This is a genomic window from Acidobacteriota bacterium (assembly GCA_016703965.1).
GTDB lineage: Bacteria > Acidobacteriota > Blastocatellia > Pyrinomonadales > Pyrinomonadaceae > OLB17.
Window position 1 is genome coordinate 244,695 of record JADJBB010000002.1, and the last position, 12,888, is coordinate 257,582.

The 12,888-nt window shown below is 51.2% G+C and carries 12 protein-coding genes; 8 read left to right on the forward strand and 4 right to left on the reverse strand.

The annotated features are described in order from the left end of the window. Nucleotides 1-92 precede the first annotated feature (92 nt). Together IPG22_01120 and IPG22_01125 are read right to left on the reverse strand one after the other, a co-directional pair. Nucleotides 93-641 (reverse strand): class I SAM-dependent methyltransferase, encoded by a 549-nt coding sequence (locus IPG22_01120; protein ID MBK6586913.1) that lies wholly within the window; start codon nt 639-641, stop codon nt 93-95. 63 nt (nt 642-704) lie between these two features. Further along, nucleotides 705-1,346 carry a DNA-3-methyladenine glycosylase 2 family protein gene (locus IPG22_01125; GenBank protein MBK6586914.1) on the reverse strand — a complete coding sequence of 214 codons (642 nt, stop codon included), beginning with the start codon at nt 1,344-1,346 and terminating at the stop codon, nt 705-707. Between the two features lie 285 nt (nt 1,347-1,631). On the opposite strand from IPG22_01125, the gene yvcK reads away from it, so the two are divergent. The 3 genes from yvcK (at nt 1,632) to glmS (ending at nt 6,086) form a co-directional block, all read left to right on the forward strand. Then, nucleotides 1,632-2,708, forward strand: a complete 1,077-nt coding sequence (yvcK, locus tag IPG22_01130) for a uridine diphosphate-N-acetylglucosamine-binding protein YvcK (GenBank protein MBK6586915.1) — start codon at nt 1,632-1,634, stop codon at nt 2,706-2,708. 53 nt (nt 2,709-2,761) lie between these two features. After that, the gene (glmU, locus tag IPG22_01135) at nt 2,762-4,126 is read left to right on the forward strand and encodes a bifunctional UDP-N-acetylglucosamine diphosphorylase/glucosamine-1-phosphate N-acetyltransferase GlmU (protein MBK6586916.1); all 1,365 of its coding nucleotides are present in this window, start codon (nt 2,762-2,764) and stop codon (nt 4,124-4,126) included. 97 nt (nt 4,127-4,223) lie between these two features. Beyond that, the gene (gene glmS, locus IPG22_01140) at nt 4,224-6,086 is read left to right on the forward strand and encodes a glutamine--fructose-6-phosphate transaminase (isomerizing) (protein MBK6586917.1); all 1,863 of its coding nucleotides are present in this window, start codon (nt 4,224-4,226) and stop codon (nt 6,084-6,086) included. A gap of 97 nt (nt 6,087-6,183) precedes the next feature. On the opposite strand, the gene IPG22_01145 is transcribed toward glmS, so the two are convergent. Continuing rightward, entirely contained in the window at nt 6,184-7,416 is a 1,233-nt protein-coding gene (locus IPG22_01145) for a transcriptional regulator (GenBank protein MBK6586918.1), read from the reverse strand. Between the two features lie 91 nt (nt 7,417-7,507). Here IPG22_01145 and IPG22_01150 point away from each other — a divergent pair, with 91 nt between their 5' ends. The 5 genes from IPG22_01150 to IPG22_01170 all read left to right on the forward strand — a co-directional run bounded on the left by IPG22_01150 (nt 7,508) and on the right by IPG22_01170 (nt 10,900). Beyond that, a complete protein-coding gene (locus tag IPG22_01150) occupies nt 7,508-7,660 on the forward strand; it encodes a hypothetical protein (GenBank protein ID MBK6586919.1) in 153 nt (50 codons plus the stop codon). 144 nt (nt 7,661-7,804) lie between these two features. Then, a complete protein-coding gene (locus IPG22_01155) occupies nt 7,805-8,224 on the forward strand; it encodes a hypothetical protein (protein MBK6586920.1) in 420 nt (139 codons plus the stop codon). A 300-nt stretch (nt 8,225-8,524) separates the two neighbouring features. Then, entirely contained in the window at nt 8,525-8,983 is a 459-nt protein-coding gene (locus tag IPG22_01160; GenBank protein MBK6586921.1) for an SH3 domain-containing protein, read from the forward strand. A 63-nt stretch (nt 8,984-9,046) separates the two neighbouring features. Next, complete coding sequence (locus tag IPG22_01165) at nt 9,047-9,760, forward strand: hypothetical protein (GenBank protein MBK6586922.1); 714 nt, start codon at nt 9,047-9,049, stop codon at nt 9,758-9,760. Between the two features lie 177 nt (nt 9,761-9,937). Next, nucleotides 9,938-10,900 (forward strand): NADPH:quinone reductase, encoded by a 963-nt coding sequence (locus tag IPG22_01170; GenBank protein MBK6586923.1) that lies wholly within the window; start codon nt 9,938-9,940, stop codon nt 10,898-10,900. 2 nt (nt 10,901-10,902) lie between these two features. Here the strand turns inward: IPG22_01170 and IPG22_01175 are convergent, their stop codons facing one another. Further along, nucleotides 10,903-12,783, reverse strand: a complete 1,881-nt coding sequence (locus IPG22_01175; protein MBK6586924.1) for a bifunctional homocysteine S-methyltransferase/methylenetetrahydrofolate reductase — start codon at nt 12,781-12,783, stop codon at nt 10,903-10,905. Nucleotides 12,784-12,888: the final 105 nt, after the last annotated feature.

Here is a 12,888-nt window from a genome sequence, read left to right on the forward strand (position 1 = left end):
TGTTAACAGAGTTTTTTGCCACAGAGTGCACAGAGAATATTGAGAACCATCCATCACTCCTCCGCCTGCTCTGTGTCCTCTGTGGCTAAAAACTAACCCTTAACTACTTCGAATTCGAACCGCAACTCTTTTCCCCTAAAAATATAGCTCAAATATTGCTCCCAGAATTTTCGCAGGAATCGCAGCTTGTAGTTTTTCTGATCAAGATTGACGAGAAACTCGATTCCCAACGCCTTCCACAAACCAAGCAGGGAAACGTAACATTTCAAAGGCTTTAGCTGCACATCGGTATAAAAATCAAAGACCTGACGGCCGGCAAGGAATGTGTTGAAAGTATAAGAATTTATATGATTGCGATGCGTCGGGTCGTTCGCCCAGTCGGGGTTGGTGTAATGCGGCGTTAGAAGACGGATCGTGCCGCCGGGCCTTGTGACGCGGTGGAGTTCGCCGATGAACGACATCACGTCAGGAACGTGTTCGACCACGTGATTTGAGACCACGAGATCGAATTCGTTATCAGGAAATGGATACGGAATTTCGCCGAGATCGTGGATCACATCGGCTCCGGTACGAGGGTTATTATCGAGGCCAACGGCACCTTCGGTTTTGTTCGTTCCACAGCCTACGTCGAGGATCTTCATCGATTCCAAGTTAATGCACAAGCCCGCGCGGAAGCAAGGGCGAATTGCGCAACGTTTAGTCGTTTAGGTTCGGGCTTTCACGTTTTTTGCCCGTTCACTTAAGTAAAAATGCCATAACAATCGTGCCGCGACCGAGCGATACGGAGCCCACTTGACCGCCATCGCGACAAATTCGTCCGAAGTCGGTCGCGGATCACCCGTCAGTTTATGCCACGCCGTGTGAAGAGCAATGTCGCCTTTCGGCATCACGTCAGGTCGAAGCAGGGCCATGAGCAAATAAATGTCTGATGTCCATTCGCCGACGCCTTTTAGCTTTATCAGTTCAGCTTTCACCACTTCGTCGGGCAGCGTGTGAAGTGAGCTGAGATCTAACCGCTCTTCAAGCAAAGCCTCGGCAAGATGGCGTGCGTACATGGCTTTTTGCCGGCTAAAACCGACAGTTTTTAGCTCGGCATCATTCAGAAGCAGAACATTCTGTGGCGATACATGGCCGACGTGTGCGGTTAATTTATCAAAACACGCCTTTGCCGACGCGAGCGAGACTTGCTGTTCCAGAATGATCTGGAGCAGTGTCGCAAATCCGGGTTCACGATCCCACAGAGGCGGAATACCGTAGGTTCGGTACACGATCGCCAGTTCCGCGTGATCGCGGGATAGTGCGATACAAGCTTTTCGTAAACCGTTTTGTGAAAGGGCCTCCGGCATTCGTTTCTCTACAACATTATCCCCAAAATCTTCCGAACAAACACGTTAAAGAAAATTATTGTAGAAATGCGAATCGAAATGCTAGGATAAAGAGAGCCGGAAACGCGTTCGCCGGCAAATGGGTTTGCAATACCCTCCAACCTTTTTTCTAAATACTCTCTGCCAGACGGTCAGGTAAAACCGACTTGGTTCTTTGCCGTATCTGCCGTGTTTACTTTCCTAAACGCTTTTTCCAAAACCAGAATTGCCAGCGACTCGCGCTTCGTTAGGCGGTTATCGACGTAGATGAAAAATCATATTTTTTCCGATAGTTCGACCGGTCTGAATTTCGTCGCCATTGGCGGCGGTAACGGCCTTTCGACGCTGTTGTCGGGGCTCAAGCGTTACGTTCACGCAAGCGTGCTCGAGCCGATATGGCTCGATAATCTGTCGGCGATCGTTGCCGTTACAGATGATGGCGGAAGCTCGGGAAGGCTCCGCGATGAGCTGCAAATGCTGCCGCCGGGTGACATTCGCAACTGCATGGTCGCTCTTAGCGAAGATTCGAGGCTACTGTCAAGATTATTCCAGCACCGTTTCCGCGGCGAAGGCGATCTCGGCGGACACAGCTTTGGGAACATATTCCTCGCTGCTTTATCTGAGATCACCGGCGATTTTGCCGAGGCGGTGAAGCTTTCGTCCGAAATTCTCGCGAGCAAAGGCCATATTTATCCTGCAACCGTTGCTAACTCCACGCTCTCTGCCGAGCTTCTCGATGGAACGACGATCCATGGCGAAACGAACATCGCCCAGGTCGGCAACGCTATAAAACGCTTATATTTGGACCCACAAGGCTGCAAGCCTATGCCGGAAACGCTGGCGGCAATTGCCGAGGCAAATGTCATCTCGATCGGGCCGGGGTCACTTTACACGAGCCTGCTGCCGCCGATCTTGGTCGACGGCGTCGCAGATGCCATAGCAGAATCGGAGGCCGTTAAGGTATTTGTCTGTAATCTGATGACGCAGCCGGGTGAGACAGATGGCTTGTCAGCGAGAGCCCATCTTGAGACCGTTCGGCAGTACGCCCCGCAGATCGATTTTGATTACGTGATCGTCAATAACCGCCCGATCAGCGAATATCAAATGCAGCTCTATACTGAAGAAGGAGCTGAACAGATCGGTGTGCACGGCTCGATCTCGCCTGAAACTATCGAAGGGGCCGAGATCGTCTATGGTAATCTATTGGACGACGGGGAAAAGGTCCGTCATCATCCCGGAAAACTCGCGCAGGTCCTGCTATTGTGTGCATTACAGCCCAGAAAAAGTCTAGTAAGTTCGCAGAGTTTTCAGAGTTTAGAAAGGATGGCAGGGCTGCCAAACTAATAATTTTCTAACTTCGAGCGTCTCCTCAACACTGTAACTCTGTCAACTCATTCATGAATACTGACCTAAACATCCTAATTCTCGCCGCAGGCCTCGGTACGCGAATGAAGTCAAACCTCGCCAAGGTCCTTCACAAACTTGACGGCCGTCCGCTCATCAATCACGTCTGCGAAACCGCTTCGGAACTTTCGCCGCGTTCCATCTACACGATAGTTGGACATCAGGCCGAGGACGTAAAGGAGGCGGTTCTGAAAGAACTCGCTGAGGATAAAGCCGGATTTGCTTTACAAGAACAGCAGCTCGGCACCGGTGACGCGGTCAACGCGGCCCGTGAATTGTTGGAAAATGACGATTCGACCCTGCTGGTTCTTTCGGGCGACGTTCCGATGATAAGGGCTGAGACGCTTACTTCGTTGGTGAAAGTTCATTCCGATAGCGGAGCGGCGTGTACGGTACTTTCCGTACACCTGAAAGATCCGTCGGGCTACGGACGCGTTATCAGAAATTTTGAGGGCAAATTCCAACAGATCGTCGAGCAAAAAGACGCGACCGACGAACAGAGAAGCGTGACCGAGATCAACTCCGGCATTTACTGTTTCGATACGAAGAAGCTCTTCGCAGCACTTTCACGCGTCGGGAATAGCAACGCCCAAGGCGAATATTATCTGACCGACGTGCCGCAAATTCTCAGTAATGACGGCGAGATCATCGCCATCCACGTCTGCGATGACCCACGCGAGGTCGAAGGCGTTAACGACCGCGGTCAACTCGCCGCGATGGAAAAGGTCATTCGTCGCCGAACTGTCGAGAAACTTATGCTCGAAAGCGGCGTTTCCTTCATCGATCCAAGATCCGCCTATGTCAGTGCCAAAGCGACGATAGGCCGCGACACGGTAATCAGCCAAAACGTCACTATCGAAGGCAAAACCGTCATCGGCGGAAACTGCACGATCCGCCCGGGCGTTCGCATCGTTAATTCGACGATCGGAAACAACGTAGAGATCAAGGATAATTCCTTCATCACCGACTCCACCGTCGGCGACACCTGCGCCGTCGGCCCGATGGCACATCTACGTGGCCACGCCGTCATGGTCGAAGGCTCAAAGGTCGGTAATTTCGTCGAGCTTAAGAAAACAGTTCTTGGAAAGGGCTCGAAAGCTAGCCACCTCACCTACCTCGGCGACGCCACCATCGGTGAAAAGACCAACATCGGAGCCGGGACCATCACCTGCAATTACGACGGCAAAAACAAACACGCGACAGTGATCGGCAGCGGTGTGAAGATCGGTTCGGATACGATGCTAGTTGCCCCTATCACCGTCGGCGATGGAGCGAGTACGGGAGCGGGAAGTGTTGTGACGAAGGACGTTGCAGAAAACGAATTGGTCGTCGGCGTTCCCGCCCGGCCGAAGCGTTAAAATTGGATTTATCGAAAGATTCGGACTTTGTTTCACAGTCCTAGGCGTTTAACATTGTTACGCTAACAGAGTGTCGCTGCAGTCGAGTAAATAATTTATGTGCGGAATAGTCGGATACGTTGGAAATAAACAAGTTGTGCCGTTGATCATTGACGGTTTGCGTAAGCTGGAGTATCGCGGTTATGACTCGGCGGGGATCGCGGTGATCGATGATGAGAATCATCTCAGTTTGCGCCGTGCCGAGGGGAAACTGCGAAATCTTGAGGAAGTGATCCGCCTGAATCCGCTTGACGGCAATTACGGAATCGGCCATACGCGCTGGGCGACGCACGGGCGTCCGACCGAGGAAAATGCCCACCCGCACCGCGATCAGTCCGGTAAGGTTGTCGTTGTTCACAACGGCATTATTGAGAATTACCTCACGCTCAAAGAGCGGCTGCAGGAACTCGGCCACGAGTTTCACACCGAGACCGACACCGAGGTCGTCGCACATTTGATCGGCCACTACAAAGACACGGAAAACCTGTCGCTTGAAATGGCGGTCCGCAAAACCGTAAAGGAACTGCGCGGTATTTTCGCCCTCTCGATCATCTCGGTCGATGAGCCGGACATGATCATCTCCGTTCGCGAGGGGCCGCCGGTCGTGATCGGGATGGGCGATGGCGAATTTTTTGTCGCGTCCGACATCCCGCCAATTTTGCAGCATACGCGGGACGTGTTTTTCCTCGGCGACCGCGAGATCGCGATTCTTACCAAAGAATCGGTTCGCGTCACAGATTTTGACGGCAACATCGTCGAGCCTACCCAGCAGCGGATCACCTGGGATCCGATCATGGCGGAGAAAGGCGGGTTTAAACACTTCATGCTGAAGGAGATATACGAACAGCCGCGTGCCGTTCGCGATACCGTTCAGGGCCGTGTTTCGCTCGATACGGGCCGTGTGTATCTCGACCCGATGGATATTTCGGCAGACGATCTGAAGGCAATTACGTCGGTCAAGATCGCAGCTTGCGGTACGTCCTGGCATGCCGGGCTTGCCGGTAAATACATGATCGAGTCCTTGGCTCGTGTGCCGGTCGAGGTCGATTATGCTTCGGAGTTTAGATATCGCGAACCGGTCTTGAGCGAGACAGACTTAATAATTGTGATCTCACAATCCGGCGAAACTGCCGATACGATCGCAGCCATGCGTGAGGCTAAACAGGCTGGCTGCAAGATCCTTGCGATCTGTAACGTTCAGGGGTCGATGATCACGCGTGAAGCCGACGGCACTATTTTGACGCACGCGGGACCCGAGATCGGTGTGGCGTCGACGAAGGCGTTCACGGCGCAAATGGTGGCGTTATACCTGTTTGCGATGTATCTGGGCGAGGTTCGCGGTACGATCGACGAAGAACGAGCCAAGAAGCTAGCTCAGGATCTCGCTGAATTGCCGCTAAAGATCGAGCAGTTGCTCAATGACGCAGATTCAATTGAGGAGCTGTCGAAGGAATTCTTCCGGGTACAGGATTTCCTATATCTCGGACGCGGCATCAATTTTCCGGTCGCTCTTGAAGGGGCACTCAAGCTCAAAGAGATCAGCTACATCCACGCCGAAGGCTATCCTGCCGGCGAGATGAAGCATGGCCCGAATGCTCTGATCGATGAGAAATTGCCGGTTGTTGTGATCAACACCCGCGAAAAAGGCAACGCGGCCAGCGAACTTCGGTATGAAAAAACTCACTCGAACATCGTCGAGGTAAAATCCCGCGACGGCATTATCGTCTCGGTCCTGACCGAGGGCGACACAATGAGCAGCAAGGTCTCAAACCACGTCATCGAGATCCCGGAAACGTCGGATCTCCTCGGCCCGATCCTTTCGATCGTACCGCTGCAATTGCTCTCGTACCACATAGCCGTCCGCCGCGGCTGCGATGTCGACCAGCCGAGAAATCTTGCGAAGTCAGTAACTGTGGAATAGAAGCTTTCTAACAATACAAAACAAAGGCACGAAACAGAGATCACGTTTCGTGCCTTTTGTTTTTCTTGTTGGGCGTTGTTTTAGAACGAGTCGTTGATCATTCAGAAAATACCTTGCTTTTTGTGATCGTCCAAATATCAGGGATCGGTTGATCGTACGAGGTGCTCTTGGTGAATACCAATTTTGAACCCTTGTAGTCGCTGAATGCCGGGATGTCGGTGACCTTTCCGGCGACATTTAGGAAACCGGAAACGCGATTACTACCCGCGTCATTGATGAAATAGCTGCTTTCGATAGCGATGTTGTCGCCTTCGAATATTGGGCTGTCACCCTTTGCAGTTGAGCTTCTTACGATCCAAACTCCGGTTCCGTTGTCACGGTTAGGCGATCGCGTGGTAAAGACCGCGCCCGTTTGATCCACAAACTTTTCAAAAACGCGTAAATGCTCGGTCCAGCCGCAGGCGTCGAGGTAACCGGCATTCGGGTGCATATTTTTAATGTGAATTCTATCGCCGACAACCAGGGGCTCACCGTTTGGTTTCCCGCTTGCGGACACAATTTCCCAACTGCCGGAACCGTTTTCTCGGTTTGGTTCAATATGCGTGGAAACGAACATCATTTGCGTCGGAACTTGTCTGAATTCCGGTTTGCTCCAAACCGCTCCCCACGCGTCCAGGTACGAGCCATCGTTAGGGTAACGATTTTGAAGATTAACGACCGAGCCGATCTTTATGATGTTTCGATCAGATGTCGTGGCGAGTAACGAGCGTTGCTTTGCGGTACGAGCATCGGGACCTTGCCCATTTTCCGCAGACACCTTTCGGTAAACGCTATAGCCGCTGACGGCAATCACAGTGAAGAGTACAGCGGTCACGGCCAAAACAAAAGCCGGCGAGAAGCGACGAGTTGGCGATGATGTCTGGGAAATGGTCTCTTCGCCCCGGAAATAGTGGACCGTTTGCTCTTCGACGATCAGTAAATTGTTCTCGTCGGCTTCCGTGACCTCAGGCGTGAAGCGATAGCCAACCTTCGGTACGGTTTCGATGAGTTGCTTGCGGCTGCCGTCTGGCTCGAGCAGTTTTCTGAGCAAGGAAACATTTCGTGCGAGCGTCGTTTCTTCGACAAATGTATTTGCCCAGACGGCGTCGAGGATCTCATTTTTTTTCGTTACTCGACCAGCGTTCGCGACAAAAAAAAGCAAGAGATCAAACTGCTTTGGAACAAGTTGTATAGCCTCGTCCTCACGCCACAAACGGCGTTCCGGCACATCTAATACAAATGTACCGAAACGATATGATGCAGGTATTTCGACGTGTTTGGCGTCATCCATAATAAATCCAGAATAAATCCCGAATAAATCCAGACATTCTCAACTGTTCGGGCTAGATTGACACGTCAACGATAACTTAAGACGAAATTAAATGGAAATCAAACGAAATTTTGAAGGATTAGTTGTCACCAAACGGCGATTCGTCATTCGCCAAACGCCCTCGGTCAAGCAAATGACTTGTGCGGAATGCGGAGAACAGATGTTGGAGATCGCCCAGGCCGCCGTTTTGTTGGGCATCAAATAAAGTCAAATTTTCCAGATCGTCGAAACGGGAGCGGCACATTCTACCGAGGCGGAAGCGGGAGCATTGATGGTCTGTTTGCCTTCGTTGGCAAAAGCCTTAGAGCCCGCAGAATAAATTGAAGAGAGAAAAAAGGAGAAAAATAAAATGAAAAAATTAATGTTTTTGACGATGGTGTTTGGTTTGATGATGGTCTTCACGGGCAGTATTTCAGCTCAAGATTGTGTAGGTAAGCGTCCTAAAGTGGGGGATAGGATTGCGGTAACGGAAAGAACCACGGAAGTTTTCCGTCGGGATAAACCCGACGGAGTAAACTTTGGTCCTTGGTATAGAGTATGCAATCTAGTTATTGATCTTTCGGAGTATAAAAAACAACGTGCCTCGAAAGTAACCTATTGGGCTACGGTTAATAGTGTCGGTAATAAATTCCAATCCCAAGTTCTCCCCAAGGGTTATATTGTGATGCGGTTATGGGGAAGGGATAATGATATGTATAGATTTTATTCAGCGGACAAGAAGGAAATTGGCCACGCAATAGCAATGCTTGCAATACCGGATCCAAAATGATGATCCAACAAATGATTCAGATTTTTATATATTTACGACAACGGACAGGACGCGGGGGGGGGCGGCAGCGTAATAGCAACGCTTCTTAAACCGAAAAGCACACCACGATAGGGTCACACTCGCGTTGTAAATTAAGTCTTACCACCAAGAAGACTTTGGCTCGATCTAAATGCCTCTTTCATGAGGACGCGATCGGGGTGTCGGCGGACCTGACGGAGGTCCACGGCCCCCCCCCCCGGATCAGATGCGTGTCGGACATCGGTCTGAAGATGAAAAATACCAGGAAATTAAGGAAACCAAATGAGACAGAAACTGGCCATATTGATACTCCTATCTTCACTTGCTTTGGCAGGTTGCGGCGGTTCGGGAGCTGACAAGGCAAAGGAACTGGAGCTGAAGAAAAAGGAGTTGGCTCTTAAAGAAAAAGAGCTGGAATTGACCAAAAAAAATCCGAAAGCAGATGATTCTGATAAAACCGAAAAACCAGAAAAAACTGAAACGACGAAACCTCTGAAAAAGGTCGAACCACCGGCCGGTGCGACCGTCGCCATTGTCAATGCGAGTGATGTCGTCGTGCGTGCTCAACCGAGTCTTACCGCCAAAAAAGTCGCCTCACTCGGAAAAGGACAAAGAGTTTATGTCATCGGAGTATCCGACAACCTCGTAGTTTGGGAAGGGGAGTCTTACACCATGAAAAACATCCAGTTGGAAAATGGTCAGAAGGGGTGGGTCTTAAATAAATTTATTGATGAGCCTTAAAAGGTAAGGACTACACTCTGCTGCAAATTCAATACGCGCTCTCAGGCAATCGAGGAGATAATTATGTTTGATTCAAAGGAATTAGAGTTAAAGGAAAGGGAGTTGGCTCTGAAAGAAAAAGAGCTGGGATTAAAGGAAAACGGATCGAAGGGGACTTCGAAATTGAAACTGGCATTAACCGTTCTGATAATCCTGTTGTTGCTTTCTGCAGTAGGATTTTTGGGAGCTGATAAATTAAAACAATTAGGTTATTTGGGAACTGGCAATTCGAAGGAATTAGAGTTGAAGGAAAAGGAGTTGGCTCTCAAAGAAAAAGAGTTGGAATTAAAACAAAGATCATCAAAGGAAACAGAGCCTGTTAAAGCAGAAAATACGAATAAGGCGGAAACTGTTAAAGCAAATGACGCCGCGATCACAAAGGGCTGTCAACCTACAAATGGGGTGAATTTCAAGAAAGGTACGTCTGGTCAAACTTTCAAATGCCAAATGAGTGTTAAAAATGGGCAGCATAAATATACGCTTGATGCAAAAGCCGGGCAAATCTTCAACATTCAATTCGAAACGACTGAGACGGGATCCGATCCCGATGCGGTTTATAAGATCGTGAAACCGGATGGAGTGTTAGAAAGGGGAAATGAAAAAGGAAACTCAGAAGTTCAATTAGATAAAACCGGAAAATGGACAGTTACCGTAGATCTAAATCTCAGCTCAACTGCAACCAATCCTGGCGCTGAATACACGATAACCTTCACGATCGGAGGACGAGACGGAAGCTAAGCTTGCCTTAAAAGTGCACAGTGGAGATCCACCGCCCCCGGACAATATGTGTGTCGGATAACGGCCCGGAGATGAAAGATAACAGGAAATTAAGGAAACAAAATGAGACAAGCACGAAAGACACGAAATCATGGTCGGTATCGTGTCTTTTGTGTGTTTCGTGGGTAAACTATTCATATGAAAGCGATCGTTGTCCGTCAATTTGGTGAGCCTGAAGTGATGAAGGTCGAGGAAGTTGATCTTCCGCAGCTGACCGACAGCCAAGTGTTGGTCAAGATCGAGGCCGCAGGCGTTAATCCTGTCGACACTTATCTTCGCACCGGCATTCATGCACATGCTCCGAAGTTGCCATATACGCCGGGCAAGGACGGAGCGGGCGTGGTCGAGGCGGTTGGTGAGGGCGTAACGCAGTTTAAGCCGGGTGATCGTGTGTACACGGCGAATACGGTGACGGGAACATATGCGGAATATGCGATCTGTAATAAGGTCGATCTCGGACGGCTGCCGGATAACGTGTCGTGTGAAAAGGGTGCGTGCATTTGGACGCCGTATGCGACTGCCTATCGTGCCTTGTTTCAAAAAGCCGAGGCAGTTTTCGGAGAGACCGTTCTGGTCCACGGAGCATCGGGTGGCGTTGGACTGGCGGCGGTGCAATGGGCGAAAGGCTCCGGTTTGAATGTGATCGGTACGGCGAGTTCGCCAGAGGGAAAGAAACTAGTCGCCGATAACGGCGCAGATGCCGTCTTTGACCACACTGACGAAGACCATTTCGAACAGATCCGCGAATTCAGCGGCGGAAAAGGCGTTGACATCATTATCGAGATGCTCGCAAACGTTAATCTCGAACGCGATTTTGAATGCCTAGCGATGTTCGGCCGCATCACCATTGTTGGCAATCGAGGCTCGCTGCAATTTACGCCGCGTCTCGCAATGACCAAAGACGCAACGATCTATGGCATGTCGCTGTTCAATTCGCCGCAATCGCAACGCGACGAGATCCACACCGCCATATTCGAAGGCCTCAGCAACGGCTCACTCGACCCCGTCGTCAGCCGCACATTCCCACTCGCGGATGCAGCACAGTCTCATCATGACGTGATCGAAAATAAGGCGGTGGGTAAGATCGTCTTAATTCCCTAACTTTAAACAATTGCGTCGTTTTTGAACTCGTCGAGAGCATCGAAAACCTGCAGAGCATACTTAACATTCCCGAACGGGGCGGACACCTGGACGCCCTGAATTAAATCTCTTGCTTCGAGCAAAGATTCCCGGGCAATGGCGATGCCTTCGTCGTGGGCGTGTTCCTTGCTTTTTTCCGACGCTATTCGCATCCGTTCGAGAATGTCGGCCGGGACGTTTACCCCAGGCACTTCATTGTGCATGAACTCCGCATTTCGGTAGCTGATCAGCGGCCAGATCCCGGCGACGATGGGAATTCGTACGTGTGAGATCATATCGAGAAAACGACGGAGCTGCTCGGTGTCAAAAACCGGCTGCGTGATGGCATATTCGGCTCCGGCCTCGACCTTCCATTCGAACCGGCGAATTTCTTCTTCCATATTCACCGCACCGGGATTTACGCCGACGCCAATCGAGAATGCGGTCGGTTTGCCGATGGGGTTGTTGCCGAGATCGAGGCCGTGATTGAGTTTGTTGACCATGTTGGTCAGGCCGATGGCGTCGATGTCGAAAACAGCGGTCGCGTCAGGATACGGACCCATTTTGGGCGGATCGCCGGTGATCAGCAGCAAATTATGGAGCCCCAATGCGGCAGCTCCCAGCAGATCGCTCATCATCCCGAGTAAGTTCCGGTCGCGGCAGCAGTAATGCAGAACCGCTTCGATGCCGATCTCGCGTTCGACAAGAACGGCGGTCGCCTGAGCCGACATTCGCGTTTGAGCACGCGGGCCGTCAGGGATATTCACGCCGTCGACGCCTGCATCTTTTAGTAATCTGATCGACTCAAGCGTTCTTACCGCATCGCAGCCCTTCGGCGGCAGAACCTCGACGGAGGTGACGAATTCGCCGCGTGCAATCTTAGCCGACCAACGCGAACGCTCCTCAGGCGGCACGACCTGAACGTCTTCCGGTTTTAATTCCGTGATGTGGATCGTGCTTTCCTTGCGGGCTTCGGCAATGGATTGACGTGGGCTGATCGAGCGGATAGCGTCGGCGATGAGCTTGATGTGCGTCGGCGTCGTACCGCAGCAGCCACCGACGAATTTTGCTCCCGCCTGGACGAACCGCTTGGCAAACGTCGCCATATATTCCGGCGAACCCATGTAGAATTGGCGTCCCTGGACGTCACGCGGCAATCCGGCATTGGGCTGGGCGGACAGCGGTTTGTCCGTCGTCTCCCGCATTTTTTCCAGTGCATTGAGAATGTGGTTCGGACCCATGCCGCAATTGAGTCCGATGACGTCGGCACCGAGCTCGTCGAGCCGGGCGGTGAATGCCTCGGGTGTGTTGCCAAAGATGGTTTTGCCGTCCATCTGGATCGTCATCTGAGCAACGATCGGCAGGTCGGACAGTTCGCGAACCGCTCTAATTGCTTGTTCTATTAGAGTTACGACTGAAAAAGTCTCGAGGATGAACAGATCCACGCCGCCCTCGAGAAGGCCTTCGATCTGAGCCTTGTACATGTCCTTTGCCTCATCAAACGAGGTCGGCCCATAGGGCTCGATCCGCAAGCCTAGCGGCCCGATCGCTCCGGCAACGAACACCTTGTCACCTGCGGCCTCCCGGGCAATGCGTGCCGCCGCAGCGTTGATCTCGTGCAGCTTGCTCTCGAGGCCGTAAGCCTGCAGCAGATTGCGGGTGGCTCCGAACGAATTCGTCTCGATAATATCGGCACCCGCGTCTATGTATTCCTGATGAACCTCGCGAACCAGATCCGGTGCCGCAATATTCAGCTCGTCATAGCTGCGGTTGATATAGATACCCTTGTCATACAAGCGCGTTCCCATCGCCCCATCAAAGACGTAAACGCTGTCGGTTTTAAGCAGGTCACGGAAGTTTTTCATTTTCGGTAGATGATCTTTGTCTTTTGATCTGGGCCTTTGATTCTCTCTTCAAAGATCTAAGTTCCAAGATCAAAAATCTATAAAAAAAGCCTCGCCAAAACAGCG

Coding starts and splice junctions, on each gene's coding strand:
- IPG22_01120 (MBK6586913.1), bottom strand. CDS start 641: ATGAAGATCCTCGACGTAGGCTGTGGAACGAACAAAACCGAAGGTGCC.
- IPG22_01125 (MBK6586914.1), bottom strand. CDS start 1,346: ATGCCGGAGGCCCTTTCACAAAACGGTTTACGAAAAGCTTGTATCGCA.
- yvcK (MBK6586915.1), top strand. CDS start 1,632: ATGAAAAATCATATTTTTTCCGATAGTTCGACCGGTCTGAATTTCGTC.
- glmU (MBK6586916.1), top strand. CDS start 2,762: ATGAATACTGACCTAAACATCCTAATTCTCGCCGCAGGCCTCGGTACG.
- glmS (MBK6586917.1), top strand. CDS start 4,224: ATGTGCGGAATAGTCGGATACGTTGGAAATAAACAAGTTGTGCCGTTG.
- IPG22_01145 (MBK6586918.1), bottom strand. CDS start 7,416: ATGGATGACGCCAAACACGTCGAAATACCTGCATCATATCGTTTCGGT.
- IPG22_01150 (MBK6586919.1), top strand. CDS start 7,508: ATGGAAATCAAACGAAATTTTGAAGGATTAGTTGTCACCAAACGGCGA.
- IPG22_01155 (MBK6586920.1), top strand. CDS start 7,805: ATGAAAAAATTAATGTTTTTGACGATGGTGTTTGGTTTGATGATGGTC.
- IPG22_01160 (MBK6586921.1), top strand. CDS start 8,525: ATGAGACAGAAACTGGCCATATTGATACTCCTATCTTCACTTGCTTTG.
- IPG22_01165 (MBK6586922.1), top strand. CDS start 9,047: ATGTTTGATTCAAAGGAATTAGAGTTAAAGGAAAGGGAGTTGGCTCTG.
- IPG22_01170 (MBK6586923.1), top strand. CDS start 9,938: ATGAAAGCGATCGTTGTCCGTCAATTTGGTGAGCCTGAAGTGATGAAG.
- IPG22_01175 (MBK6586924.1), bottom strand. CDS start 12,783: ATGAAAAACTTCCGTGACCTGCTTAAAACCGACAGCGTTTACGTCTTT.